25 protein-coding genes, 3 tRNA genes and 1 riboswitch are annotated in these 26,078 nt (G+C 64.5%); of the genes, 16 read left to right on the top strand and 12 right to left on the bottom strand.

Annotation, left to right across the window (positions count from 1 at the left end; all coding sequences use genetic code 11):
* Positions 1–34 precede the first annotated feature (34 nt).
* Positions 35–135: riboswitch (glycine riboswitch) on the bottom strand.
* A gap of 203 nt (positions 136–338) precedes the next feature.
* A complete protein-coding gene (locus CIW53_RS12760; RefSeq protein ID WP_149365112.1) occupies positions 339–746 on the top strand; it encodes a VOC family protein in 408 nt (135 codons plus the stop codon).
* Between the two features lie 73 nt (positions 747–819).
* Here CIW53_RS12760 and CIW53_RS12755 read toward each other — a convergent pair.
* Positions 820–906, bottom strand: a tRNA-Leu gene (locus CIW53_RS12755).
* 258 nt (positions 907–1,164) lie between these two features.
* Here CIW53_RS12755 and rnr point away from each other — a divergent pair.
* The 3 genes from rnr to CIW53_RS12740 are packed head-to-tail and all read left to right on the top strand — an operon-like array spanning position 1,165 to position 4,780.
* Entirely contained in the window at positions 1,165–3,765 is a 2,601-nt protein-coding gene (rnr, locus tag CIW53_RS12750; RefSeq protein ID WP_149365266.1) for a ribonuclease R, read from the top strand.
* Positions 3,762–4,508 (top strand): 23S rRNA (guanosine(2251)-2'-O)-methyltransferase RlmB, encoded by a 747-nt coding sequence (gene rlmB / locus CIW53_RS12745; protein ID WP_149365111.1) that lies wholly within the window; start codon positions 3,762–3,764, stop codon positions 4,506–4,508. Before rnr ends, rlmB begins: the two co-directional genes overlap by 4 nt.
* Entirely contained in the window at positions 4,505–4,780 is a 276-nt protein-coding gene (locus tag CIW53_RS12740) for a hypothetical protein (protein ID WP_149365110.1), read from the top strand. The genes rlmB and CIW53_RS12740 overlap by 4 nt, the downstream gene beginning before the upstream one ends.
* Before the next feature lie 28 nt (positions 4,781–4,808).
* Here the strand turns inward: CIW53_RS12740 and phoU are convergent, their stop codons facing one another.
* From phoU to rnt, 6 genes are all read right to left on the bottom strand, one after another.
* Positions 4,809–5,531 carry a phosphate signaling complex protein PhoU gene (gene phoU, locus CIW53_RS12735; protein WP_149365109.1) on the bottom strand — a complete coding sequence of 241 codons (723 nt, stop codon included), beginning with the start codon at positions 5,529–5,531 and terminating at the stop codon, positions 4,809–4,811.
* 150 nt (positions 5,532–5,681) lie between these two features.
* Entirely contained in the window at positions 5,682–6,491 is an 810-nt protein-coding gene (gene pstB / locus CIW53_RS12730) for a phosphate ABC transporter ATP-binding protein PstB (RefSeq protein ID WP_149365108.1), read from the bottom strand.
* The gene (gene pstA / locus CIW53_RS12725) at positions 6,484–7,350 is read right to left on the bottom strand and encodes a phosphate ABC transporter permease PstA (protein ID WP_149365107.1); all 867 of its coding nucleotides are present in this window, start codon (positions 7,348–7,350) and stop codon (positions 6,484–6,486) included. Before pstA ends, pstB begins: the two co-directional genes overlap by 8 nt.
* Positions 7,350–8,360 carry a phosphate ABC transporter permease subunit PstC gene (pstC, locus tag CIW53_RS12720; RefSeq protein ID WP_149365106.1) on the bottom strand — a complete coding sequence of 337 codons (1,011 nt, stop codon included), beginning with the start codon at positions 8,358–8,360 and terminating at the stop codon, positions 7,350–7,352. The genes pstA and pstC overlap by 1 nt, the downstream gene beginning before the upstream one ends.
* 124 nt (positions 8,361–8,484) lie before the next feature.
* Positions 8,485–9,516, bottom strand: coding sequence for a phosphate ABC transporter substrate-binding protein PstS (gene pstS / locus CIW53_RS12715; protein WP_172969677.1), 1,032 nt, complete (start codon positions 9,514–9,516; stop codon positions 8,485–8,487).
* A gap of 180 nt (positions 9,517–9,696) precedes the next feature.
* On the bottom strand, positions 9,697–10,356 hold the full coding sequence (gene rnt / locus CIW53_RS12710) for a ribonuclease T (RefSeq protein WP_149365104.1): 660 nt from the start codon (positions 10,354–10,356) through the stop codon (positions 9,697–9,699).
* A gap of 186 nt (positions 10,357–10,542) precedes the next feature.
* On the opposite strand from rnt, the gene CIW53_RS12705 reads away from it, so the two are divergent.
* The gene (locus tag CIW53_RS12705; RefSeq protein ID WP_149365103.1) at positions 10,543–11,808 is read left to right on the top strand and encodes a porin; all 1,266 of its coding nucleotides are present in this window, start codon (positions 10,543–10,545) and stop codon (positions 11,806–11,808) included.
* 133 nt (positions 11,809–11,941) lie between these two features.
* Here CIW53_RS12705 and hflD read toward each other — a convergent pair whose 3' ends face one another.
* The 3 genes from hflD to CIW53_RS12690 are packed head-to-tail and all read right to left on the bottom strand — an operon-like array spanning position 11,942 to position 14,206.
* Positions 11,942–12,565 carry a high frequency lysogenization protein HflD gene (gene hflD, locus CIW53_RS12700; protein ID WP_149365102.1) on the bottom strand — a complete coding sequence of 208 codons (624 nt, stop codon included), beginning with the start codon at positions 12,563–12,565 and terminating at the stop codon, positions 11,942–11,944.
* A 10-nt stretch (positions 12,566–12,575) separates the two neighbouring features.
* Positions 12,576–13,724 carry a tRNA 2-thiouridine(34) synthase MnmA gene (gene mnmA, locus CIW53_RS12695; protein WP_149365101.1) on the bottom strand — a complete coding sequence of 383 codons (1,149 nt, stop codon included), beginning with the start codon at positions 13,722–13,724 and terminating at the stop codon, positions 12,576–12,578.
* Positions 13,721–14,206: an NUDIX hydrolase gene (locus CIW53_RS12690; protein WP_149365100.1), complete on the bottom strand. Its 486-nt coding sequence runs from the start codon at positions 14,204–14,206 to the stop codon at positions 13,721–13,723. The genes mnmA and CIW53_RS12690 overlap by 4 nt, the downstream gene beginning before the upstream one ends.
* Before the next feature lie 117 nt (positions 14,207–14,323).
* Here CIW53_RS12690 and clpS point away from each other — a divergent pair, with 117 nt between their 5' ends.
* Both clpS and clpA read left to right on the top strand, forming a co-directional pair.
* On the top strand, positions 14,324–14,650 hold the full coding sequence (gene clpS / locus CIW53_RS12685; RefSeq protein ID WP_149365099.1) for an ATP-dependent Clp protease adapter ClpS: 327 nt from the start codon (positions 14,324–14,326) through the stop codon (positions 14,648–14,650).
* Positions 14,651–14,717: 67 nt separating this feature from the next.
* The gene (gene clpA / locus CIW53_RS12680; RefSeq protein WP_149365098.1) at positions 14,718–16,988 is read left to right on the top strand and encodes an ATP-dependent Clp protease ATP-binding subunit ClpA; all 2,271 of its coding nucleotides are present in this window, start codon (positions 14,718–14,720) and stop codon (positions 16,986–16,988) included.
* 114 nt (positions 16,989–17,102) lie between these two features.
* Here clpA and infA read toward each other — a convergent pair whose 3' ends face one another.
* Both infA and CIW53_RS12670 read right to left on the bottom strand, forming a co-directional pair.
* Positions 17,103–17,321 carry a translation initiation factor IF-1 gene (gene infA, locus CIW53_RS12675; protein WP_007508585.1) on the bottom strand — a complete coding sequence of 73 codons (219 nt, stop codon included), beginning with the start codon at positions 17,319–17,321 and terminating at the stop codon, positions 17,103–17,105.
* Between the two features lie 100 nt (positions 17,322–17,421).
* A complete protein-coding gene (locus tag CIW53_RS12670) occupies positions 17,422–17,697 on the bottom strand; it encodes a polyhydroxyalkanoic acid system family protein (protein ID WP_149365097.1) in 276 nt (91 codons plus the stop codon).
* 100 nt (positions 17,698–17,797) lie between these two features.
* On the opposite strand from CIW53_RS12670, the gene CIW53_RS12665 reads away from it, so the two are divergent.
* The 9 genes from CIW53_RS12665 (at position 17,798) to CIW53_RS12625 (ending at position 26,035) form a co-directional block, all read left to right on the top strand.
* Entirely contained in the window at positions 17,798–18,565 is a 768-nt protein-coding gene (locus CIW53_RS12665) for an FHA domain-containing protein (protein ID WP_149365096.1), read from the top strand.
* A 78-nt stretch (positions 18,566–18,643) separates the two neighbouring features.
* Positions 18,644–19,729 (top strand): 3-phosphoserine/phosphohydroxythreonine transaminase, encoded by a 1,086-nt coding sequence (gene serC, locus CIW53_RS12660; protein ID WP_149365095.1) that lies wholly within the window; start codon positions 18,644–18,646, stop codon positions 19,727–19,729.
* Between the two features lie 75 nt (positions 19,730–19,804).
* Positions 19,805–20,893 (top strand): prephenate dehydratase, encoded by a 1,089-nt coding sequence (pheA, locus tag CIW53_RS12655; protein ID WP_149365094.1) that lies wholly within the window; start codon positions 19,805–19,807, stop codon positions 20,891–20,893.
* Positions 20,894–20,920: 27 nt separating this feature from the next.
* Positions 20,921–22,228, top strand: a complete 1,308-nt coding sequence (gene aroA / locus CIW53_RS12650; protein ID WP_149365093.1) for a 3-phosphoshikimate 1-carboxyvinyltransferase — start codon at positions 20,921–20,923, stop codon at positions 22,226–22,228.
* Positions 22,229–22,287: 59 nt separating this feature from the next.
* The gene (gene kdsB / locus CIW53_RS12645) at positions 22,288–23,067 is read left to right on the top strand and encodes a 3-deoxy-manno-octulosonate cytidylyltransferase (protein ID WP_149365092.1); all 780 of its coding nucleotides are present in this window, start codon (positions 22,288–22,290) and stop codon (positions 23,065–23,067) included.
* Positions 23,068–23,129: 62 nt separating this feature from the next.
* The gene (uvrC, locus tag CIW53_RS12640) at positions 23,130–24,956 is read left to right on the top strand and encodes an excinuclease ABC subunit UvrC (protein ID WP_149365091.1); all 1,827 of its coding nucleotides are present in this window, start codon (positions 23,130–23,132) and stop codon (positions 24,954–24,956) included.
* A gap of 71 nt (positions 24,957–25,027) precedes the next feature.
* Positions 25,028–25,639 carry a CDP-diacylglycerol--glycerol-3-phosphate 3-phosphatidyltransferase gene (pgsA, locus tag CIW53_RS12635; RefSeq protein WP_149365090.1) on the top strand — a complete coding sequence of 204 codons (612 nt, stop codon included), beginning with the start codon at positions 25,028–25,030 and terminating at the stop codon, positions 25,637–25,639.
* 71 nt (positions 25,640–25,710) lie between these two features.
* A tRNA-Gly gene (locus CIW53_RS12630) sits at positions 25,711–25,786 on the top strand.
* A gap of 173 nt (positions 25,787–25,959) precedes the next feature.
* Positions 25,960–26,035 (top strand) — tRNA-Gly (locus CIW53_RS12625).
* Positions 26,036–26,078: the final 43 nt, after the last annotated feature.

The raw sequence follows: 26,078 nt of genomic DNA, 5'->3' as shown, positions 1-26,078 counted from the left end.
TGGGCATCCGCAGACAACGTGCCGTGCCGCACGCGGGCGCCCCTCTGTCCTTTTGCCTGAGAGTTTGGAAGCGCGATGGCTGCGCTTCGTGCACCTTCGGCGCCGGATTCAACCGGTCTCTCCAGAGTGTTCGCACATGATGGTATGGGAGCCTGAGCGATTACGGGCGTTGCGTCTTCGGCAGCGGCCGTACCTGTGAGGGCCGGCTGCTTCTCCCACCATGCGTTTACCTCCACGATTATACAGGGCGCGCGGTGCGTGTTGCGGTCCGCCGGAGTGCGGTTCAGAAACCTCCCGCGTTATGCTCGAACGCCCATTCCCCGACCCGCTGGAATCCCATGATCCGTATCGGTGAAATCGACCATGTGGTGTTGCGCGCCATCGACATCGCGGCCATGCAACGCTTCTACTGCGACGTGCTGGGATGCCGCGAAGAGCGACGGCAGGACGAGATCGGCCTCGTGCAGTTGCGTGCCGGTGCGTCGCTGATCGACCTGGTTGGCATCGACGGCAAGCTCGGCCGCCACGGCGGCGCGGCGCCGGGAAGCGAAGGCCACAACATGGATCACCTGTGCCTGCGCGTGGAAGACTACGACGAGGCCGCGATCCTGGCGCATCTCAAGGCGCACGGCGTGCGCATCGGCGAGCTGGGTTCGCGCTATGGCGCGAAAGGCGAAGGTCCGTCGATCTACCTGTACGACCCGCAGGGCAACATGGTCGAGCTGAAGGGGCCGGCGGTCGGTTGAAGCGGGCCTTCCGGGCTTTTAACAAAACCCGGAAAAGACGAAGGCCACCATAAAGGCGGCCTTCGTTTACAATTGGTGCCCAGGAGAGGACTCGAACCTCCACGGAGTTGCCCCCGCTAGCACCTGAAGCTAGTGCGTCTACCAATTCCGCCACCTGGGCAGGTGTCACGTTGCTCGGCGAGCTGCGTGAGCCGCGTAATCTAGGCATCTCCCCGCGGCTTGTCAACACTTTTTCACATCCGTTCACTGCGACGTGGCATTCTCCGCGGCGCAATCATCACAAGGATATTGAGTGACCAGAAAAACTCCCCCCTCATCCGGCAATCCCCCAGTCCAGCGTTCCGCGAAGAGGCCTGCCAGGCAGGCGCCGCGCGCCGCATCCGCACCGGACAAGCGCAACAAGGCCGCTACAGGCGCCGTGCGCGACCCGCAGGCCGATCGCGAGGCGCAGCGTTATGCGCGTCCGATTCCCAGCCGTGAAGCGATCCTCGCCCTGCTCGAAGAACGCGGCGAACTTCTGACCGAGGCGCGCATTGCCGAAGCCCTCGCGATGCATGACGAAACCGATCTGGAGGCGTTGCGCAAACGGCTCGCCGCCATGGTTCGTGACGGTCAGTTGTTGCTCGGCCGGCGCGGCGGTTATGCACCAACGCAAAAACTCGATCTGATCGCCGGCCGCGTGCTGGCCAATGCCGAGGGCTATGGCTTCCTGCGCCCGGACGAAGGCGGCGAAGACCTGTACCTGTCGCCGCAGCAGATGCGTGCGGTCATGCACGGTGATCGCGTGCTGGCCAGTGTGGTCGGCATCGATCGCCGCGGCCGCAAGCAGGGGGCGATCGCCGAGGTGCTTGAACGCCGTTCGCCGCGGCTGGTCGGCCGGGTCGTGATCGACAACGGCGTCACTCTGGTGGCGCCCGACGATCGCCGCCTGAATCAGGACGTGATGATCAAGCCCGGCCAGGAACAGGGGGCACGTTCGGGTCAGATCGTGGTGGTGGAAATCACCGACCCGCCGACCTCGCAACGCGGCCCGATCGGCGAGATTCGCGCGGTGCTGGGCGAGCGCCTGCAACCGTCGCTGGTGGTGGAGATGGCGATCGCCAGCCACGATCTGCCGCACGAATGGCCGGCCGAAGTGCTGCGCGATGCGGCGCAGGTGGAATCCGTGGTGACCGCGGCTGAGCGGAAAGGCCGCACCGACATCCGCGAGCTGCCGCTGGTGACGATCGATGGCGCCGATGCGCGCGACTTCGACGATGCGGTCTATGCTGAACCGAAGCGCGGCGGCGGCTGGCGGCTGATCGTGGCGATCGCCGATGTCTCGCATTACGTGCAGGTCGGCAACGCGTTGGATCGAGAAGCCTACGAGCGCAGCACCTCGACCTACTTCCCCGGTTTCGTGGTGCCGATGCTGCCGGAGACCCTGTCCAACGGCATCTGTTCGTTGATGCCGAAGGTCGAGCGGATGTGCATGGTGTGCGACATGGTGGTCGATGCCGAAGGCAACGTGACCAAGTCGAAGTTCTACGACGCGGTGATGCTGTCGCATGCGCGGCTTACCTACGACAAGGTGTGGGAAGCGGTGGGCCTGAATGATGCCGACGCCCGCCACGAAGTGGCCGATGTGCTGCCGCAGCTGGAAAACCTGCACGCGCTGTACAAGGCGATGGCGCAACAGCGCAAGCGTCGCGGTGCGATCGATTTCGAGACGCCGGAAGTGAAGTTCCGCCTCGACCAGACGGGCAGCGTCGAGTCGATGGGCGCCACCGAGCGCAACGATGCGCACAAGCTGATCGAGGAATGCATGATCGCCGCCAACGTGCAGGCGGCGCTGTTCCTGGAGAAGAAGAAAATCTCCGCGCTGTTCCGCGCGCACGAGCCGCCGCCGGCGGAGAAGTACGAGGACCTGCAGCAGTTCCTGCGCGAATTCAAGCTGCGCATGCCGCCGGTCGACGAAGTGACGCCGGCGGATTTCTCCGAGATCCTGCGCATGGTCAAGGATCGCCCCGAGCGCGAGCTGATCCAGAACGTGCTGCTGCGCTCGCAGAGCATGGCGGCGTATCAGCCCGACAACCGCGGCCACTTCGGCCTGGCGCTCACGGCGTACGCGCACTTCACCTCGCCTATCCGCCGCTACCCCGATCTGCTGGTGCATCGTGCGATCCGCTACGCGTTGACCGGCCGCAAGCCAGTCGAATACACCTACAGTCCCAGCGACATGGCGGCGATGGCTATCCATTGTTCGCAGCGCGAGCGTCGTGCCGAGGAAGCCGAGCGCGACGTCGACGAGCGCTTCAAGTGTGCGTGGATGGAAAAGCACATCGGCAGCGAGTTCGACGGTCTAGTCACGGGCGTCACCTCGTTCGGCCTGTTCGTGGAACTGGACGAATCGAAGGTGTCCGGCCTCGTGCACATCAGCCAGCTCGCCAACGACTATTACCACTTCGACGCCACCCGCAAGCTGCTCAAGGGCGAACGTACCGGCGCGCAGTTCCGCCTCGGCGACCACGTGCGCATCCAGGTGCTGCGCGCCAGCCTGGAGGATCGCAAGATCGACTTCCGGCTGGTCTCGCCACGCACGCCGGCGACGCCGCCCGTGGGCAGTGGCAAGGCGTATGACTATGCGGCCAGCGGTGAGCGCTATTCGCTGCCGAAGAAGGCAACCGCCACGAGCAAGACATCGGGCATGTTCGGTCGCGCCGCCAAGGCCATCGGTCGTGCGTTTGGCCGGAAGGAAGCCGAGGCCCCAGCACCAGCGTCAGCCCCGGCCCCGCGCAAGGCAGCGGCAAGCGATAATCCGCCGCGCCGCGCGCATGGCTCGTCCACCGGCCAGCATGCCGGCGAGCAGCGCCCGGGACGCAAGGCCGAGCAGTCGTCGGCCAGACGTCCGCGCAAGGAAGGTTCGGGTAGTGGGTCCGCCCGGCGCGGCGCAGCACCGGCGCCGGCTCCGGCGGCGGCCGCCGCGCCGAAGAAGAACGCCCGGCGTCGTTCGAAACCGAAACCGAAAGGCCAGTCATGAGCGAGAGTTGGATCGTCGGTATCAATCCCGTCGAAGGTGCGCTGAGCAATGATGCCGAGCGTGTGCGCGAGGTGTTGGTCGAGAACGGCCAGCGCAACGCGCGCGTGCTGGATCTGGCGGAGCGCGCGAAGAAGCTGAAAATTCCGGTGCAGCATCGTCCACGCGATGAACTGGACAGGCTCGCCGGTGAAGCGCGCCACCAGGGCGTGGTGGCGCGTTACGAGGCGGCGCCGTCGGCGCACGAGAACGATCTGGCCGCCTTGCTCGAACGCGACGGCAGCGACACCCTGGTACTCGTGCTCGACGGTGTCACCGATCCGCACAACCTCGGTGCCTGCCTGCGCAGCGCGGCCGCGGCGAAGGTCACCGCGGTGATCGTGCCGAAGGACCGTGCGGTCGGCCTGACCCCGGTGGTGCGCCGTGCTTCGGCAGGCGGCGCCGATCGGGTGCCGCTGATCGCGGTGACCAACCTGGCGCGCACGCTGCGCGAGCTGAAGGATGCCGGTGTGTGGATCACCGGCCTGGCCGGCGATACCGACACCACGGTTTACGACGTGGACTTCAGAGGACCTGTGGCGCTGGTGCTGGGCAGCGAAGGCGAGGGCATCCGTCGCCTGACCCGCGAGCTGTGCGATTTCGTGGCGAAGATCCCGATGCCGGGCACGATGGAAAGCCTCAACGTTTCCGTCGCCACCGGTGTGGTGCTGTTCGAGGCCTTGCGCCAGCGGAGTGCAAAGCGATGACCACCTTGTTCTGGCATGACTGGGCCGGCTACGTCGGCGTGGTCCTGGTGTTGTTGGCGTTCCTGCTGCTGCAGGCGCACAAGCTGCACGGCAATGGCCTTGTCTACCAGTTGATGAACATCTTCGGCGCGCTCGGCGTGTTGCTGTCGCTCGTGTTCGGCAGCTTCAACCTGTCGGCGTTCGTGATGGAAGTGGCCTGGGCCGCGATCGGCATCTACGGCGTGCTGCGCGGGTTGCGGGTGAGTCGCGAGGAGCGTTCGCGATTGCCTTGATGAGAGGGCATTGCCTCTCGCCGTCGACTCACTTGCCCAGCTTGGTCATTTCCGGATTCGCGGTGAAGTCGCGCTTGCTGCGCTGCTTGTTGAGCGGTTCGCCGGTGACCTGGAACCACACGTTCTCGGCGATGTTGGTGGCGTGGTCGCCGATGCGTTCGATGTTCTTGGCCATGAACAACAGGTGCGTGCACGGCGTGATGTTGCGCGGGTCTTCCATCATGTAGGTGAGCAACTGGCGGAAGTAGCCGGTATAGGCCTCGTCCAGCACCACATCGTTTTTCCACACCTGGTAGGCCGCTTCGGCATCGCGATCGCGATAGGCAAGCAGCACTTCGCGCACCTCGCTTGCCGCCAGATCGGCCAGGTGGCTCAGGCCTCCGACCGGAGCCACCGGGGCGACCATCGACAACGGGATCGAGCGCTTGGCCACGTTGGCGGCGTAGTCGCCGATGCGTTCGATGTCGGCAGCGATGCGCAGCGCAGCGTAGACATTGCGCAGGTCGCCTGCCATCGGCGCACGCAGCGCCAGCAGACGGATCACGTCGTGGCTGATCTCATGCTCCAGCTGATCGATCGCTTCGTCATTGCCGACCACGTGTTGCGCCGCACGCTGGTCGCGGCGTTCGAGCACGTCGATCGCCGCTTCCAGCTGGGTCACCGACAGTTCGCCCATGTGCACGATTTCGCCGGTGAGGCGGGTCAGCTCGCTGTCGTAGCTCTTGATGATGTGGTCGGTGCCGGTGTTCATGGTATGCCTCGTGTCTTGTTCCCTTCTCCGTCGGGGAGAAGTTGCCCCGAAGGGGCGGATGAGGGTTCGGGCGGAGCGTGAACCTTCTTCCCGGTCCCTCTCACCCACAAGGGAACTCCCTTCGGTCGCGGAGGGAGAGGGAGTATCTAGTTAACCAAACCTGCCGGTGATGTAATCCTCGGTCTGCTTCTTGCTTGGCTTGGTGAAGATCTTCTCGGTCTGGTCGAACTCGATCATTTCGCCCAGGTACATGAAGGCGGTGAGGTCGGAGACGCGCGCGGCCTGTTGCATGTTGTGGGTGACGATGACGATGGTGAACTGGCTTTTCAGTTCTTCCACCAGTTGCTCGATGCGGCCGGTGGCGATCGGGTCGAGCGCGGAAGTCGGTTCATCCAGCAGGAGCACCTCGGGCTTCAGTGCAATCGCGCGGGCAATGCATAACCGCTGTTGCTGGCCGCCGGAGAGGCCGAGTGCGTTCTGCTTGAGCTTGTCCTTCACCTCGTCCCACAGCGCGGAACTGCGCAAGGCCTGCTCGACGCGGTTCTCCATGTCCGCTTTCGACAATTTTTCGTGGTGGCGGATGCCGTAGGCGACGTTCTCGAAGATCGTCATCGGGAACGGCACCGGTTTCTGGAACACCATGCCGACCTTGCTGCGCAGGCGGTTCATCGAGTAACCGGGATCGAGGATATTCTCGCCGTCCAGTTCGATCGAGCCTTTCGCTTCGAGCTTCGGGTAGATCGCGTAGATCCGGTTGAAGATGCGCAGCAGGGTTGATTTGCCGCAGCCGGACGGACCGATGATGGCAGTGACCTGCTTCTCCGGGATATCCATGTCGATGCCTTTCAGCGCATGGAAGCCGTTGTAGTAGAAGTGCAGATCGCGCACGGTGAGTTTCGGAGACACCGCCGCTGCGGCCACCACCGGCGTCGGGTTCGTGGCGATGGCGGAATCAGTCATGGGACACCTTGGTGCGGGAAAGGATCAGGCGCGAGCCGAGGCTCAGCAGCAGCACGAACATGGTTATCACGAAAGCGCCGGCCCAGGCCAGAGCGTGCATCGCATCGCCGGGGTCGTTGGCGTATTGGTAGATGATCTGCGGCAAGCTGGACATCTTCTCGATCGGGTTGATAGCCATGTAGTTGTTGCCGAACGCGGTGAACAACAGCGGTGCGGTCTCGCCGCTGATCCGCGCCAGCGCCAGCAGCACACCGGTGATGATGCCGGAGCGTGCCGCGCGTATCAGTATCTGCAGGGTCAGCTTCCACTGTGGAACGCCGAGCGACAGTGCCGCCTCGCGCAGCGTCGACGGCACCAGCCGCAGCATCTCGTCGGTGGTGCGCACGATCACCGGCAGCGCGATCAACGCCAGCGCCACGCCGCCGGCGAAACCGGAGAACGAGGTCGAGCCATGGGTCAGCGCGGTGCTCGGCAATACGATGATGGTGTAGACGAACAGGCCCATCACGATCGACGGCGCCGACAGCAGGATGTCGTTGAGGAAGCGGATCGACTCGCCGAGTTTCGTGCGGTTCGCGTATTCGGCCAGCCAGGTACCGGCCAGCACGCCGATCGGGGTGGCGATCGCGATGCCGATGAAATTGATGATCAGGCTGCCGACCATGGCGTTGGCGAGGCCACCATCCTCGCCGTAAGCCGTGATTTTGGTGAACAGTTTCAAGTCGAGCGCGCTGATGCCCCGGCGCAGGGTTTCCCACAGTATCCAGGCCAGAAACGCCAGACCAACCAAGGTGGCCAGCGTGCTCAGCAACATCGCCAGCGCGTTGGTGATACGACGGCGCAGGTAGGGCGAGTTCATCAGCGACCTTCCTTGCTGGCCAGTCGGCGCAACATCAATCGAGCAATCAGCAACACGATGAAAGTGACCACGAACAGCAGGAAGGCCAGCGCCATCAGCGCGGACTTCTGCAGGCCGGACGCCTCGCTGAACTGGTTCGCGATGGTCGACGCGATCGAGGTCCCCGGATCGAGCAACGAGGCTGACAGATGCATGGCGTTGCCCAGAACGAAGGTCACTGCCATCGTCTCGCCCAGCGCACGGCCGAGGCCGAGGAAGATGCCACCGATCACCGCAGAGCGGGTGTACGGCAGCACGATGTCCCACGACACCTCCCAGGTGCTGGAGCCCAGCGCATAGGCCGACTCCTTCAACCGTGTCGGCACGGTCTGGAACACCTCGCGCATCACCGATGAGATGAACGGGATGACCATGATCGCCAGCACGATGCCGGCGACCAGGATGCTGGCGCCGAACGGGTAGTCGCTGCCGAACAGTTTGCCGACGAACGGCACGTGTTGGGCCACCCACGACAGCTTCCCGTCGTCGGGCTTGTTGCCGAGGTTGCTGGTCAACCACGGCTTGATATGGTCGGCAAAGAACGGGGCGAAGATGAAAAGCCCCCACATGCCGTAGATGATCGAGGGGATGCCGGCGAGCAATTCGATCGCCGAGGCGACTGGCGTGCGCAACCAGGCCGGCGCGACTTCGGAAAGATAGAGTGCAATGCCGAAGCTGATCGGTACCGCGATCAGCAGGGCGATGAGCGAGGTGACGATGGTGCCGTAGACCGGCACCAGGGCGCCGTAGACGTCGTTGCCTGGATCCCACTCCGAACTGACCAGGAAGTGCCAGCCGAACGTGGCAAACGCATCGCGACCGCCCCACAGCGTGGCGCCGGCGGCACCAAGCAGCGCGGCCAGAACGATCAGCGCGCAGCCCTTCAACAGCCAGCGGAACAGCCGCTCGTGACGGGCGTCACGGCGGCTGCGCTGTTCGAGGATGCTGGGTGCGATGTCGACAACTGGCATGGGGCTTGGTGTTCCGATGGGTTATCGAATTGATCTGTGCGGCCTTTGCGGGAACGGCTTCAGCGCGATGCGTCTGTCGCGAGAGCATCGCGGCTGAAGCCGCTCCCACAGCGTCAACCAGGCATCAATGCTTGAATTCTGCAGCCCAGTACGCCTCGATTTTGCTGACCAGCGCATTCGGCAGTGGCACGTAGTCCAGCTCGCTGGCGGACTGCTGACCATGCTCCAGCGCGAACCTGAAGAAGTCGAAGGCGACCTTGCTGTTGCTGGCGTTCTTCGGTGTCTTGTACATGATCATCCAGGTGGTAGCCGTGATCGGCCATGCCTTGGCGCCCGGTGCATTGGTCATGATCAGGTTGAAGTCCTTGGCACTGGCCCAGTCGGCAGTGGCGGCCGCGGCGGCAAAGGCATCAGCGCTCGGCTTCATGTAGTTGCCGGCGGCATTCTTCAGGTCGACCCAGGCGAGCTTGTTCTTCACCGCATAGGCGTATTCGACGTAGCCGATCGAACCCTTGATCTGGCGAACGTACTGCGAGACGCCTTCGTTGCCCTTGCCGCCCACGCCGGTCGGCCATTCCACGGCGGTGCCGAACTTCACCTTGCTGGCCCATTCCGGGCTGACCTTGGACAGGTAGTTGGTGAAGTTGAACGAGGTGCCCGAACCGTCCGAGCGATGCACCACGGTGATCTTGCCGGCCGGCAGGCTGAGGCCGGCGTTGAGCGCGGCGATCTTCGGGTCGTTCCAGTTGGTGATCTTGCCCAGGAAGATGTCGGCGAGGGTGGCGCCGTCCAGCTTGACCTGGTCGGCCTGCACACCGGCGATGTTGACCACCGGCACGATGCCGCCGACCACGATCGGGAACTGGCCGAGGCCGTATTTCTGCAGGTCTTCCGCCTTCATCGGAGCGTCGGAGGCGCCGAAGTCGATGGTGCCTTCCTTGATCTGGGCGATGCCGGCGCCGGAGCCGACCGACTGGTAGTTGAGATGATTGCCGGTCTTCTCGGCGTACGCGGCCGACCACTTGGACATGACCGGGTAGACGAAACTGGATCCGGCGCCGGTGATGTCGGTGGCGTGGGCGGCCACACCGAAGCTCGAGGCCACGGCAAGCGTGGCGACGGCGGCGAAGCGAAGCGGGAGTTTGCTGATGGTCAACACGGTAGCTCCTTGGAGGGAAGTCGGATGCGACCCCGCTATTTCAGGCTTTTCGTGTTGCCATTGGATGAAATGAATGTTTCAGGAAGATGACAAGCTGTCATCTTTAGACCGGGAACGGGAAATAGGGAACCGGAAACAGGGGGACAAAAGCCGAGTTTGCGGCAGGCTGCCGTCCCCTCAAGCCGCATCGAGGCCGCTGTGTGCCTGCTCGAGCAGCTCGAGCTGACGCCAGCGATTGACCACCGTGCAGAACAGTTCTCCGGTTCGTTCGGCGTCATACACCGCTGAATGCGCTTCGCGACTGTCGAACGCATGGCCGGCAGCCAGCACGGCCTTGCTCAATACGGTCTGCCCGAAGGCCAGGCCACCGAAACTGACCGTGTCGAAACAGCTGAATGGATGGAACGGATTGCGTTTGTGTCCGCAGCGGCGCACGGCCTGATTCAGGAAGCCCAGATCGAACCCGGCGTTGTGGCCGACCAGGATCGCCCGCTGGCAACCGGCTTCGCGCACGGCCTCGCGCACGGCATGGAAGATATGATCCAGCGCCAATCGCTCCGCCAGCGCGCCGCGCAGCGGGTTGTATGGATCGATGCCGGTAATTTCCAGGGAGCGCGGATCGAGATTCGCGCCGGGGAACGGTTCGACGTGCGTGGACACGGTGGGCTGCAGCCGCAGGTAGCCGTCTGCATCCATGAGCAGGGGGATGGCGGCGATTTCCAGCAAGGCATCGTGTTCGGCATCGAAGCCGCCTGTTTCGACGTCGACCACCACCGGAAGAAAGCCGCGAAACCGTTCCGCCATGCGTGGCGCAGTGCTGTTGCTGAAAATTTCCATTCACAAAGCATATCAGCGCGCTCCGGATGGCGTGCGTAGTACCGTCCCCCGGGACTGTCTTGAATGTGTCACGAAAGATGCATCCAAACGTCAAATTGGCTCGGCACACTTGTTAACTAATCGCTAGCCGGCTATCGGATCGAGGGGGCGGTTGAGATGTTTCCCACCAAACTTGCGGAGAATGACATGCGTTCCAAACTGATTGCGGTGGCGATTGCTGCCGGCCTGGGCGTCACCAGTTTCACCGTCGCCGCGGCCCCGGCACAGCACCGGGCGACCACGACACCGGCTGTCAGCAACAGCGACGTCGAGTTGCTGAAGGCGCAGCTTGCAGCGTTGCAAGCCAAGGTCGACGAGCTGGAACATCGCACCGACGCGCAGTCCGACATCAACGTCAGTACTGGCCAGGCGGTCGAAAAGGCGACCAATGTAACCGCGGCCAGCGACAAGAAATTCGCTGCGCTGGAAAAGGCCATCAACAACACGACCCTGTCCGGCAAGATGTACTTCGACTTCACCAGCATCGACCAGAAGAACAGCGACACGGGCAAGACCAATGCATCCGGCCTGGGTCTCGACGTGAAGCGCTTCTACCTCGGCGTCGACCACAAGTTCAACGATGTGTGGTCGGCCAACCTCACCACCGATTTCAACTACGTCAGCAGCGACGGCGAAACCAACCTGTTCGTCAAGAAGGCGTACGTGCAGGCGAAGTTCGACCAGGCGGCCGTGTTCCGCGTTGGTTCGGCCGACATGCCTTGGATCCCGTTCGCCGAGAAGTACTACGGCTTCCGTTACGTCGAGAACACGCTGACCGATCGCCTGAAGTACGGCAACTCGGCTGACTGGGGCCTGCACCTCGGCGGCGACATCGGCAGCAGCAAGTCGCTCAACTACGCGGTCTCGATCGTCAACGGCAATGGCTACAAGAACCCGGGCCGCAGCAAGGGTGTGGACTTCGAAGGCCGCGTCGGCTTCGTTCCTTTCGAGAACATGATCGTGGCGATCGGCGGCTACAGCGGCCATCGCGGCCAGGAGACCGAGAACACCAATGCACCGAACACCGCCCAGCGCGGCGACCTGATGGTGGCCTACGCCAGTGACGCGTTCCGTCTCGGTGCCGAGTACTTCACGGCGAAAAACTGGAACAACGTGCTCACCACGGCGACGGACAAGGCCAATGGCTATTCGCTGTGGGGCAGCGTGGCGATCGCCGATGGCGTGAACCTGTTCGCCCGCTACGACAATGCCAAGCTCAGCAGGACCCTGGATCGCGACAACAAGGACGTCTACTACAACGCCGGCGTCGAGTTCCAGATCACCAAGGGTTTCAAGCTGGCCGGCGTGTGGAAGCACGAGAAGGCCGACAAGTCGGTGACCACGCCGGTGCCGCTGCACGTGCAGAACGTGAAGACGAACGAATTCGGCGTGTTTGGCGAAGTGGCGTTCTGAGCTGGCTCATCCCTGCGCTGCAGGGATGAGCCTCGAAAAGAGTTTCAACAGTTATCGCAAGGGAGTTCCACCCATGGACGGAAAACGGCGGGCAGATGCCCGCCGTTTGCTTTTGTCGATCCCGAAGGTGTCGTCAGCGATGATCCAGGGTTACCCCGGTCAGCAGGCCGCGTGCCAGCATGCTGCACTGGCGTCGGTACAGCAGCAACTGCCACTGGCGACCGCCGACCTGTCGCCACAGCACCGCCGAACGCATCGCGGCGAGAAGATTGGCGCGCACCTTTTCCACCACAATGGGCAGCTGCAGTTGCTGCGGGTTGCCGCTGACCATCACCCGCGGCTTCAGGATCGACAGGGTGGATGCGTAGAGCTCGGCCAGGCGGCTGCTGACCTGGGGCGAGCCCTGGCCGAAATGCTCGACCTGCCGTTGCGCGGCGACGATGCCCTGTTGAAGCTTATCGAGCAGGTCGGGCCGGCCGGACAAGCTGCGTTCCAGCCGCATCACGGTCACCACCATGCGCGTCACCGCCATGTCGCGGTCGCTTTCGTCGAGCTGTGCGATCAGGTTGCGCAGGCCGATGCGCACATTGGAGATGTTGCCGTAAACCCCGACCACCGATGGCGCGTCGATGCGGAACACGCTGGCGATGCTGGCTTCCATCGCGCTCTCGTCGCAGCGTCCCTCGTTGGCAAGTTGCTGCGCGAGCGCGCAGGACTGGAAGAGGCCGGCAAGCGCGAGCACGCGCTCTTCATTCATGGAAAAGGTTTCAAACACGGGGTTGCTGTTCTCTTGCGGGGAGCGTGGGGGAAGGGTCGAACGTCGGCAGCAGGCTGCCGTAAGGTGCATCGGTGGCGGCGATTACTGCACCGCCCAGGCAAACCTCGCCATCGTAGAGGACCACCGACTGGCCCGGCGTGACAGCGCGTTGTGGTTCATCGAACCGAATATCGAGGCCGTCGTCGCGCACGCTGACGAGGCAACCCTGGTCGGACTGGCGATAACGGGTGCGCGCGGTGCAGCGGAATTCGGCGGATGGTGCACGGCCTGCGACCCAGTTCGGCGCTTCCGTCTGCAACCGCTGCGAAAACAGCCAGCGGTTCTCGCCGCCCTGGGCTACGTACAGCACGTTCGCCGGTACGTCCTTGCCGACCACGTACCACGCTTCGCCGCTGGCGCCGTGACGCCCGCCGATGCCCAGGCCGTTGCGCTGGCCGAGGGTGTAATACATCACGCCCTGATGCTCGCCGATCAGCTCGCCGTCCGGCGTACGGATCTCGCCGGGCCGGGCAGGCAGGTACTGGGCCAGGAAGCTGCGGAAATCGCGTTCGCCGATGAAACAGATTCCGGTGGAGTCCTTCTTCGCGTGGGTCGGCAGCGCCGCCTCGCGGGCCAGCTCGCGCACACGGGATTTCTCGATCGCGCCCAGCGGGAACAGGGTGGCGGCCAGTTGCTGCTGGCCCAGGGCATGCAGGAAATAGCTCTGGTCCTTGGTGTCGTCGACCGCGCGCAACAGGCGGTAATGGCCGTCATGAAAGTCCACGCGGGCGTAGTGTCCTGTGGCGATTTTCTCGGCACCCAACGCGTGGGCCTCGTCCAGAAAGGTCTTGAACTTGATCTCGCGATTGCACAGCACATCGGGATTGGGCGTGCGCCCGGCGCGGTATTCGGCGAGGAAATGCGTGAATACGCCGTCCCAGTACGCCGCCGCGAAGTTGCGTGCATGGAACGGTATGGCGAGCCGGCCGCACACCGCCACGGCATCCTTGCGGTCGGCGTCGGTGGTGCAGGGCCCGGAACGATCATCTTCCTCCCAGTTCTGCATGAACAGACCCTCGACGTCGTGCCCGGCCTGCTGCAGCAGCAAGGCCGCGACTGACGAATCGACGCCGCCGGAAATGCCGAGCATCACCTTCACTTCGCGCCACCGTCAGGCAGGTAGTCGAGGGCGTCCAGCGGCAACCGCCGGCCCGCCAGCCACGCGTCGATGCTCAGCAACACCAGCGGACTGCGCAGGCGCTCGCCCAGGGCGGCGATCTCGCCCCGGGTCAGCCACAACGCGCGGATGATGTCGGTATCCAGCGGGCGCTGCGGGTCGTGGCTGACGCCGCGGGCGGCGAAGCTGAAGCGAATCACCGCGTCACCATGCTCGGTGCTGCGCCATTGGTGCACGCCGATCAGGTGCTGCAATTCCACGGTCCAGCCGGTTTCCTCCAGCGTCTCGCGCAGGGCTGCGGCACTCAGGCTCTCACCGTCGTCGAGATGGCCGGCTGGCTGGTTGTAGGCGAGCCGACCGTTCACGGTTTCCTCCACCATCAGGTAGCGGTCGCCGTCGGCCACCACGCAGGCGACGGTGACGTGCGGTCGCCAGATCTCGGTGCTGGTAGTGGAGGCGGCCATGAGCGGGACGGGACTGGAAAAGCCGCCATTGTGCCACTACCTCGATTGACGCACTGCCGGACGGGCCGGATCCGCCGCGGCGTATACTTCGTATCAGAGAAGACACCCCAGGAAACCATGGCCCACGAACCCGAACATGAGCACGACAGCGGTCGCGGATTGGCGCTGGAGACCACTAAGCCCGAAGTGGCACGACCGCCGCTGTTTCAAGTGCTGCTGCTGAACGACGACTTCACGCCGATGGATTTCGTGGTGGAGGTATTGCGCAGCTTTTTCAACCTGGACCAGGAGCAGGCGGTGCAGGTGATGTTGCATGTGCATACCCGCGGACGCGGCGTGTGCGGCGTGTTTACCCGCGAAGTTGCTGAAACCAAGGTAACCCACGTCAACGAATATTCACGTTCCCATCAGCATCCGTTGTTGTGCACTATGGAAAAGCTCTGAGCGGCCCCCATTTTGTGTCCATCGCGGTGTTGCAGGCCGCTCAACATTGCACCCGGAGACGATCCGAATGTTCAGCAAGGATCTTGAAGTCACCATCGGCCATTGCTACAAGCAGGCCCGTGAGCAGCGCCACGAATTCATGACGGTGGAGCACCTGTTGCTGGCGCTGACCGAGAACCAGTCGGCGCTTGGTGCCCTGCGCGCCTGCGGCGCCGACCTGCCGCGGTTGTCGGCCGAACTGGCGCGCATCATCAGCGAGACCGTGCCGATGCTGCCGCCTGGCGATGAACGCGACACGCAACCCACCCTGGGCTTCCAGCGCGTATTGCAGCGCGCCGTGTATCACGTGCAATCCTCCGGCAGAAAGGAAGTCACCGGTGCGAACGTACTGGTGGCGATCTTCGGCGAGAAGGATTCGCATGCGGTGTATTTCATGCATCAGCAGGAGATCACCCGGCTCGACGTGGTCAATTACATTTCGCACGGCATCGCCAAGATCGGCGACGAGCCGGCGGCCGGTGCGTCCGGCAGCGAGCGCGAAGGCGAGGAGGGCGGCGAACCGAAGGGCAACCCGCTGCATGAATTCGCCAGCAACCTCAACGAACTGGCGCTGGAAGGCAAGATCGATCCGCTGATCGGTCGCAGCGACGAGATCGAGCGCACCATCCAGGTGTTGTGCCGCCGCCGCAAGAACAATCCGCTCTACGTGGGCGAGGCGGGCGTGGGCAAGACCGCGCTGGCCGAGGGCCTGGCCAAGCGCATCGTCGACGGCGAAGTGCCCGAGGTGCTGGAAGACGCCACGATCTGGTCGCTCGACCTGGGCGCGCTGGTGGCCGGCACCAAGTACCGCGGCGATTTCGAGAAGCGCCTGAAGAGCGTCATCGCGCAGCTGAAGAAGCAGCCGGGCGCGATCCTGTTCATCGATGAAATCCATACCATCATCGGCGCCGGTTCGGCGTCGGGCGGCACCATGGATGCGTCGAACCTGATCAAGCCGATGCTGGCCTCAGGCGAGCTGCGCTGCATCGGTTCGACCACGTTCCAGGAATACCGTGGCGTATTCGAGAAGGATCGCGCGCTGGCCCGCCGTTTCCAGAAGATCGACGTGGTCGAGCCGACCGTGGCCGACAGCATCGAGATCCTCAAGGGCCTGCGCTCGCGCTTCGAGGAGCACCACCACGTCGCCTATACCAATGAAGCGCTGAAGGCCGCGGTGGATCTGTCGGTCAAGCACATCCCGGATCGTTTGCTGCCGGACAAGGCGATCGACGTGATCGACGAGGCCGGTGCGCGCCAGCGGCTGTTGCCGGAAGACCAGCGCACCGGCACCGTCGATGTCACCGAGGTCGAATACATCGTCGCCAAGATGGCGCGGATCCCGGCCAAGCAGGTGTCGGCGTCCGATCGCGACGTGCTGCGCAACCTCGAGCGCAACCTCAAGATGGTGGTATTCGGGCAGGACCCTGCCATCGAGGCGCTGGCCGCGTCGATCAAGATGGCGCGTTCGGGCCTGGCTGATCCGTCCAAGCCGATCGGTTGCTTCCTGCTCGCCGGCCCGACCGGCGTGGGCAAGACCGAGGTGACCAAGCAACTGGCGATGCAGCTCGGCATCGAGATGATCCGCTTCGACATGTCCGAATACATGGAGGGCCACTCGGTGTCGCGGCTGGTCGGAGCGCCTCCGGGCTACGTCGGCTTCGACCAGGGGGGGCTGCTGACCGAGGCGGTCACCAAGCATCCGCACGCGGTGCTGCTGCTGGACGAGATCGAGAAGGCGCATCCGGACGTGTTCAACATCCTGCTGCAGGTCATGGACCGCGGCGTGCTGACCGACACCAACGGGCGCGAGGCGAACTTCAAGAACGTGGTAGTGGTGATGACCACCAACGCCGGCGCGGCGATCGCCGCGCGCCGAAGCATGGGCTTCGTCGAGCAGAAGCACGAATCGGACGCGATGGAAGTGATCCGGCGCATCTTCACGCCGGAGTTCCGCAACCGGCTGGACGCGGTCATCCAGTTCGGCGCGCTCGACTTCGAGCACATCCTGCGCGTGGTCGACAAGTTCCTGATCGAGCTGGAAAGCCAGCTGACCGAGAAGCGCGTGAGCCTGGACGTGGATGCCGATGCCCGCCGCTGGCTGGCCGAGCATGGCTTCGATCCGCAGATGGGCGCGCGGCCGATGGCGCGGGTGATCCAGGAGAAGGTGAAGCGCGCGCTGGCCGACGAGCTGCTGTTCGGCAAACTGGCCGACGGTGGCGTGGTTCGCCTGAGCGTGGCCGATGGCGAGCTGAAGGTCGATTGCAAGGAGGCCGAAAAGTTGCCGGCGGTGGTCGGATAAGCCAGGCGGGCCGAAGAAACGACAGGCAAAGCAAAGGCGGCGCATTGCGCCGCCTTTTGCATGTCCGACACCACCATCACGCCGCCGGGACGCTGCGCGCCCGGACGTGCCGCCTTATTTCATGCGGTAGGTGATGCGTCCCTTGCTCAGGTCGTACGGGGTCATTTCGATCTTGACCTTGTCGCCCGTGAGGATGCGGATGTAGTGCTTGCGCATGCGGCCGGAAATGTGGGCGATGATTACGTGCCCATTCTCCAATTGCACACGAAACATGGTGTTGGGCAGGGTCTCCTGGACCGTGCCTTCCATTTCGATGACGTCGTCTTTGGCCATGTGTTCCGGGGTTCACGCGCAACCGTCATGGCTGCGTAAGCCGACGAGTATGCCACGAACAGGCGGTTGGTTAAAGAATCATCAAGGCATCCCGGCGCTCTCAGGCGAAGTGTTCATCCAGCTTGCGCCGGATCTCCTGCTCGATCATGCCTTTCAACGGCGCCAGCATCAGGCCCAGTTGCGCCTTGACCTCGATGGCGTCGCCGCCGACGGCGATCGTGCCGCTGACCCCGGACCGGGAAAACCGCAATGTATCGCCCTGCCACTGGCCGTCCATGCCGAATTTTTCGTGCATGCGCGCGGCGACCTTGTCGACCACGGCGCGGGCCTCGGCGATCGACAGCTGATGCGGTCGGCGGATATCGATGGTGGGCATGGCGGACTCCGGACGAAAACGCGACATGTTAATGCCTGCCGTGCACCGGGGCGTGACGGGCTGCATGCTAGAGTTTCGCGGTCTATCGACTGGTTCACACATGCGCATCGAATTTCCCAACGCGGCTCGCGAGGATTTCCATTGGGAACACGCACAACTGCGTATCGGCAGCGCCCCCGACAACGACGTCGTGCTGGCCACCAGCCAGGCGGCAGCGCGGCATCTGCGCATCCAGCAGGATCGCCGTGGCTGGGTGCTGCATGTGCTGCCGTCGGCCGATCGCATTCATGTCAACGCACGGCCGGTGCGCGAACGCGCATTGCTGCGTGCCGGTGACGTGGTCAGCGTGGGCGACTGCCGCATGCTGTTGCGCGACGACGATGATCCGAAGCTGCGCATACCGCTGATCGTGCCGGAGCAGAGCCGTTGCACGGTGGCCTTGCGCGCGGTGGCCGGACCGCTGTCCGGACGCGTATTGTCGCTGGAGGACCGCCTGGAACTCGGGCCGCAGGGCCGCTGCCCGCTCGAGTTGCCGCAAGGCGACACTGTCTCGTTGCGCATCTACTGGGAAGCCGGCCAATTGCTGCTGGAAGTGCTCCAGCCGTGCGAGCGCCATCCGTTGCGGGTCAATGGGGTCGTGGTGCAAAAGCTGGCGTTGCGGCCGGGCGATCAGCTCGGCGTGGCGATGCATCGCTTCGTGGTGGATGCGCCGGGGATGGAGCCTGAGCCGGAGATCGTGCTGCCTGCGCCGCTGCCGGCCCAGTTGCCCGAAGAAGCGGCGGGTCCGACCGGCGAAGTGTGGTGGCTGATCGTGACTGCCGCCGTGCTGGCGCTGGGCATCGCCCTGGTGCTGCTGATCCGATTCTGAGGTTGCGGAAGGGCAGTTGACCGCCCCATGCTGCGCCGCGCCATAATGCGTGAAACACCTCGACAGGATCACTCGCACGTGAGCAGAGTCTGGAACTTCAGCGCCGGCCCGGCAGCATTGCCGCAGGCCGTACTCGAACGCGCACAGAGCGAGATGCTGGACTGGAACGGCAGCGGCGCGTCGGTGATGGAGCAATCCCATCGCGGCAAACGCTTCATTCAAATGGCCGCACAAGCCGAGGCGACCCTGCGCGAATTGATCGGCATTCCCGCCGATTACGCCGTGCTGTTCCTGCAGGGCGGCGCCACCCAGCAGTTTGCGCAGATCCCGATGAACCTCGCCGGCGAGGGCGATAGCGCCGATTACATCGTCAGTGGACACTGGAGTGCCAAGGCGGTCAGCGAGGCGGCGCCATACGTGCGGGCGAACGTCGCCGCCAGTGGCGCGGCCGACGATTACCTGAAGCTGCCGGCGCGCGACACCTGGCGACTCGATCCGCACGCGGCCTACGTGCACTACACGCCGAACGAGACGATCCACGGCGTCGAGTTCCATGACATCCCCGAGGTCGGCGCCGTGCCGCTGGTGGCCGACATGTCCTCGAACATCCTGTCCGAGCCGCTGGACATTACCCGCTTCGGCCTGGTCTACGCAGGTGCGCAGAAGAACATCGGCCCGTCCGGCCTGGTCGTGATGGTCATCCGCCGCGACCTGTTGCAACGAGCGGGCCGGCCGATGGCACGGATTTTCCGTTACGCCGAGCAGGCGGCCAACGATTCCATGCTGAACACGCCAAACACCTGGGGCTGGTACGTGGCCGGGCTGACCTTCCAGTGGCTGCAGGCACAGGGTGGTCTGGCCGTGATGGCCGAACGCAACCAGGCCAAGGCCGGGTTGCTGTACCGGACCATCGACAGTTCCGGCGGCTATTACCGGAACCCGATCGAGCCGTCCGCGCGATCGCGCATGAACGTCCGCTTCACCCTGCACGACAGCGCCCTGGACGCCGCCTTCCTCGAGGAATCGGAAGCTGCAGGCCTGCTCGCGCTGAAGGGTCACAAGGCGCTGGGCGGCATGCGCGCTTCGCTGTACAACGCGGTCCCGCCCGAGGCCGTCGACGCCCTCGTCGCGTTCATGCAGGATTTCGCGCAACGGCATGGCTGAGTGGCCATGCACGGCACTATCAGGCAAGATGCCAGTTCGTTCATTTGGACTTCTATCCATCCAGGCGGCTGAATCATGACTGACCCAAAGACACCGCTGAGCGAAATGCGCGAGCGCATCGACAGCATCGACCGGCAGATCCAGCAGCTGATTTCCGAGCGCGCGAACCATGCGCAGACGGTCGCCAAGGTCAAGGGGACAGGGCTGTCGGCCATCGACTATTACCGCCCCGAACGCGAGGCCCATGTGTTGCGCATGGTGGTGGACCGCAATGACGGCCCGCTTTCCGACGCCGAGATGGTGCGGCTGTTCCGCGAGATCATGTCGTCGTGCCTGGCGCAGGAGGATCCGCTCAAGATCGGCTTTCTCGGTCCGGAAGGCACCTTCAGCGAACAGGCCGTGCGCAAGCATTTCGGCCACGCCGCCTACGGCCTGCCGCTGGGCAGCATCGAGGAGGTGTTCCAGGAGGTCGCCGCCGGCCATGCCGATTTCGGCGTGGTGCCGGTGGAGAATTCCGGGCAGGGCATGATCCAGGTCACCCTGGACATGTTCCTCACCTCGGAGGCGACCATCTGCGGCGAAGTGGAACTGCGCGTGCACCAATGCCTGCATTCGCTGACCGGCAAGCTGGACGATGTCAAGCGCGTCTACGCACATGCGCAGTCGCTGCAGCAATGCAAGACCTGGTTGCGCATCAACCTGCCGGGTGTCGAATGCGTTGCGGTCGGCAGCAATGCCGAAGCGGCGCGACTGGCACGACATGCCGATGACGCAGCGGCGATCGCCGGCGAGACCGCCGGCAAGATCTACGGGCTCAAGGCCGTGGCGCAAGGCATCGAGGATCGCGCCGACAACACCACGCGTTTCCTGGTCATCGGCCGCTCGCTGTTCCCGCCGTCGGGCAACGACCGCACCTCGCTGCTGATCACCGTCAACGACAAGCCGGGTGCTCTGTACGATGTGCTCAGCCCGTTCGCCAAGCATGGCATCAGCCTGAACCGGATCGAATCGCGGCCGGCACATACCGGCAAGTGGCAGTACGCGTTCTTCATCGACGTCTCCGGCCATATCGATGGCGACGCGCTGCAGGCCGCAGTGCACGACATCGGCGAATCGGCGGCAACCATCCGCGTGCTGGGTTCCTACCCGGTGGCGTTGCCCTGAGTCGATGACGCGCATGGAGAAAGCCGCTTGAATCGTCTCGACTGGAGTAGTGAATCGGGTTCGCCACTGCACGGCAGCGTGCAGATACCCGGCGACAAGTCGATCTCCCATCGCGCCTTGATGCTGGCCGCGATCGCCGAAGGGGAGTCGCGCATACATGGCTTTCTCGAAGGCGAGGACACCCGCGCCACCGCCGCCGTGCTGGCCAGGCTGGGCGTGCATATCGAGGCACCCGCAGCGGGCGATCGCGTCGTGCAGGGCGTCGGCCTGCATGGCTTGCGCGGCTCAGCCGATCCGCTCGACTGTGGCAACGCCGGCACCGGCATGCGCCTGCTGACCGGCCTGCTGGCCGGCCAGGAATTCGACAGTCGCCTGATTGGCGATGCGTCACTGTCGCAGCGACCGATGCGCCGGGTGACCGATCCGCTGGCCTTGATGGGTGCGCGCATCGACACGCGCGACGGCCTGCCGCCGCTACAGGTACACGGCGGCAGGCGCCTGCACGGCATCCGCTACGAACTGCCGGTGGCCAGTGCCCAGGTGAAATCCGCGCTGTTGCTGGCCGGCCTGTATGCCGCCGGTGAAACCGAGATCATCGAGCCGCATCCGACCCGCGACTACACCGAGCGCATGCTGGCCGCGTTCGGCTCGCCGATCAGCTTTGCGCCGGGTCGGGCGAAGCTTGCCGGCGGCCATGCGCTGCGTGCCACCGACGTCGACGTGCCCGCCGACTTTTCCTCGGCCGCGTTCTTCATGGTTGCCGCCAGCATCGTCCAGGGGTCCGCACTGCGGTTGCCTGCGGTCGGCCTGAATCCGCGGCGGACCGGGCTGCTGCAGGCGCTGCGCCTGATGGGTGCGGACATCACGATCGCACACGAGCGCGAGAGCGGCGGCGAGCCGGTGGGCGATCTGCTGGTGCGCCACGCGCCGTTGCACGGGGTCGAGTTGCCCGAGGTACTGGTACCGGACATGATCGACGAGTTTCCCGCCCTTTTCATTGCCGCCGCGATGGCCAGCGGCAGCACGGTCATTCGTGGGGCAGGCGAGTTGCGGGTGAAGGAGTCGGACCGCATAGCGACCATGGCTGCCGGCCTGCGCGCACTCGGCGTGGCGATCGACGAAACCCCGGATGGTGCGATCATCCACGGCGGCCGGCTCGGCGCCGGCGTGGTGGAAAGTCATCTCGACCATCGCATTGCGATGAGCTTCGCGGTGGCCGGTCTGGTTGCCGATGGCCCGGTGCGGATCAACGACTGCCGTCATGTCGCCACGTCCTTTCCCGGTTTCCTTGAACTGGCCAACGGCTGCGGTTTCGTGTTGCAGGCGGTCGGCTGAGATGCCGATGCAGGCGTGTATCGTTGCGACCTACCTTGCCGTCTGATCGAAGGGCCATCATGTCTAACGCCGTCCCCCCGTTCATCGTCGCCATCCCCGCGCGGTATGGCTCGACCCGTTTGCCGGCGAAGCCGTTGCGCGAGATTGGCGGCGTGCCGATGGTGACGCGGGTCACGCAGCGTGCATTGCAGGCCGGCGCAAGCCAGGTGGTCGTGGCGGTGGACGATCGGCGCATTGCCGATGCACTGGCGGGCCTCGACGGCGTGGATATCTGCATGACCCGCAGCGACCATGCCTCCGGCAGCGACCGGCTGGCCGAATGCGCGTCACATTACGGCTGGCCGGACGACAGCATCGTGGTGAACCTGCAGGGCGACGAGCCATTCGCGCCCGCGGCCGGCATCCGCGCGGTGGCGCAGGCGCTGGCCGGCGACGACGCGCCGATGGCCACGCTGGCGACACCGATCATCGACGCCGAGGAACTGTTCGATCCCAACGTGGTGAAGCTGGTTCGCGCCGTGAACGGCCGCGCGCTGTATTTCAGCCGGGCTCCGCTGCCGTGGGCGCGCGATGCATTTGCCGCCGATCGGCATGCGTTGCCATCCGGCTCGCCGTTCCTGCGGCACATCGGCATCTACGCGTATCGCGCCGGCTTCCTGGACCGCTACAGCCGCCTGTCGCGCACGCCGCTGGAGCAGACCGAATCGCTGGAGCAATTGCGCGTGCTGGAACACGGCCACGGTATAGCCGTGCGGCTGACCCCCGAACCGTTTCCGCCTGGAGTGGACACGGAGGCCGACCTGGAACGCGCCGAACTGTGGTTGCGCACGCACCATTGAGCCACCACATCTGAAGATAATGCCGGTGCATCCGGCTTTCCGGCACCGCTAGAATCCGAAGCATGCAGCCTGCACAACCGCCACCGTTCGACGGCAAGGCCTTCGTCCATACGCTCACTTCCTCGCCCGGCGTCTACCGGCATTTCGACGCCGCTGGCGAGCTGCTGTACGTGGGCAAGGCCGGCAACCTGAAGAAACGCGTCAGCAGCTATTTCCTGAAGCCGCGGATGGAGCCGCGCATCGCCGCGATGGTGGCGCAGATCGCCCGCGTGGAAATCACCGTGACGCGCACCGAGGGCGAGGCGCTGCTGCTGGAATCGCAGCTGATCAAGTCGCTCAAGCCGCGCTACAACATCCTGCTGCGCGACGACAAGAGTTATCCGTACATCTACCTGTCCAGCGGCGAGGACTATCCGCGGCTGGCCTTCCATCGCGGTGCGCGCAACCTGCCCGGGCGCTACTTCGGGCCGTACCCGAGCACCTACGCGGTGCGCGAAAGCCTCAGCCTGATGCAGAAGCTGTTCAAGGTGCGCCAGTGCGAGGACAGCTATTTTCGCAACCGCTCGCGGCCGTGCCTGCAGCACCAGATCGGCCGCTGTACCGCGCCTTGCGTGGGCCTGATCAGCGTGGACGATTACCGCAACGACGTGCGTCACGCCGAGATGTTCCTGGAAGGGCGCAGCAACGCGGTCATCGACGAACTGGCCGAGGCGATGGAGCGTGCCAGCAAGGCGCTGCAGTTCGAGCGTGCGGCCAGGCTGCGCGATCAGGTCTCCGCGCTGCGCCAGTTGCAGGCGCAACACCACGTGCACGGCGCCAGCGCCGACATGGACGTGATCGCCTGCCGCATCGAGGCCGGCATGGCCTGCGTCAGCGTGCTGTTCTTCCGCAACGGCATCAGCCTGGGCACGCGCGACTTCTTTCCGCGGCTGCCGCTGGATGCAGAACCGGCCGACGTGCTGACCCAGTTCATCGCGCAGTACTACCTGGACCGGCCGGTGCCGCGCGAACTCATCCTCGGTGAACCGCTGGCCGACCAGGGCATCCTGGCCGAGCTGCTGAGCCAGCATGCCGGCCGCGCGGTGGAACTGAAATCCAGCGTGCGCGGCGATCGCGCGCAGTTCCTGCAGATGGCCGAGCGCAACGCGCAGGCCTCGCTGACCGCGCGGCTGGCCAGCCGGCAGACGCTGGGTACGCGCTTCGACGACCTGCAGAAGGTGCTGGAGCTGAGTGCGCCGCCGCGCCGGATCGAATGCTTCGACATCAGCCACACGATGGGCGAGCTGACCGTGGCCTCGTGCGTGGTGTTCGGGCCGGAGGGTCCGGAGAAATCGCATTACCGGCGCTTCAATATCGCAGGCATCACCCCGGGCGACGACTACGCCGCGATGCATCAGGCGCTGACCCGGCGCTTCCGCAAGGTGGCCGAGGGGGAGGGCGCACGCCCGGACATTCTGCTGATCGACGGCGGCAGCGGGCAGGTGGCGCAGGCACTGGATGTGTTGCGCGAACTCGGTGTCAGCGGTATCGAAGTCGTCGGCGTGGCGAAGGGCCCGGGTCGACGCGCCGGCGAGGAGACCCTTGTGCTTGCAGACTCCGGGCGCGAACTCCATCCGGGCTCCTCGTCGCCTGCGCTGCACCTCGTCGCCGCCGTGCGCGACGAGGCACACCGCTTCGCCATCAGCGGCCATCGCAAGCGGCGCGAGAAGGCGCGCGAGCGCAGCGTGCTGGAAGACGTTCCAGGCATCGGTGCACGTCGGCGATCGGCCTTGCTCAAGGCCTTCGGTGGCATGCAGGGAGTGGAAGGCGCAGGCATCGAGGAACTGATGCAGGTGAAGGGCATCGATCGCGGACTGGCCGAACGCATCTACGCCAGCATGCATGGCTGAACACCTGCCGGATGTTCACTCCGCGCTGGCGCGACGACGTGCGAAACTGTGCCAAATCACTGGATCAAATCATGCGCATCAACCTGCCGACCTGGCTCACCCTGTTTCGTGTCGCATTGCTGCCGGTCATGGTGGTGGCGTTCTACCTGCCATTCCCCGGGCACAACATCACCGCGGCGATCGTGTTCCTGCTGGCGGCATTCACCGACTGGCTGGACGGCTATCTCGCGCGCCGGATGAACCTCACCTCGGCGTTTGGCGCCTTTCTCGATCCGGTAGCCGACAAGTTGATGGTCGCGGTGACGCTGTTCCTGCTGGTGGAATCGCATCGCGGCGGCTGGCCCGGCATCCTCATGGCGGTGACGGCGGCAGTGATCGTGGGACGCGAGATCAGCGTTTCGGCATTGCGCGAATGGATGGCCGAGATAGGCATGCGCGCCACCGTCAAGGTGGCCTTCATCGGCAAGCTCAAGACCGTCATGCAGATGGTCGCGCTGGTCGTGCTGATCGTGCAGCATGAAAAGGCCGCCGAGGCGCTGCGCCTGTATCACATCGGCGAGGCCTTGCTGGTGATCGCCGGCGTGCTCACCATCTGGTCGGGCATGTACTACTTGCGCGCCGCGTGGCCAATCCTGAGCGGCGACATGCCGGGAGCGCCGCGCGAGGGAAACGGTGATGCGTGATTGGCGTTTCGCCGAACGGGTGATCCGGACTTGACGATCGTCATTCACGTATTAGAATGCCCCGCTCCAATGCGGGAATAGCTCAGTTGGTAGAGCACGACCTTGCCAAGGTCGGGGTCGCGAGTTCGAGTCTCGTTTCCCGCTCCAGTTTGCAGACAAAGCCCCGACATGTTCGGGGCTTTGTCGTTTCCGGCCGGGACTGATGATGGTTGCACGGGATGGTTCAGTCCCGCGCCGCGTCCGGATGCGCAGCCGATTCGAAAAGTGTCATTGCGGCTATTCACAAACGCCGGCACTCTGCTATCATTCACGGCTCAGATGCGGGAATAGCTCAGTTGGTAGAGCACGACCTTGCCAAGGTCGGGGTCGCGAGTTCGAGTCTCGTTTCCCGCTCCAGTTTTTCGCAAAGCCTCGGCTCACCGGGGTTTTGTTTTTTCCA

Source organism: Rhodanobacter sp. T12-5 (genome assembly GCF_008329435.1).
In the GTDB taxonomy this organism is placed as follows: Bacteria; Pseudomonadota; Gammaproteobacteria; order Xanthomonadales; family Rhodanobacteraceae; genus Rhodanobacter.
This window is presented reverse-complemented; position numbering and strand designations above follow the sequence as displayed.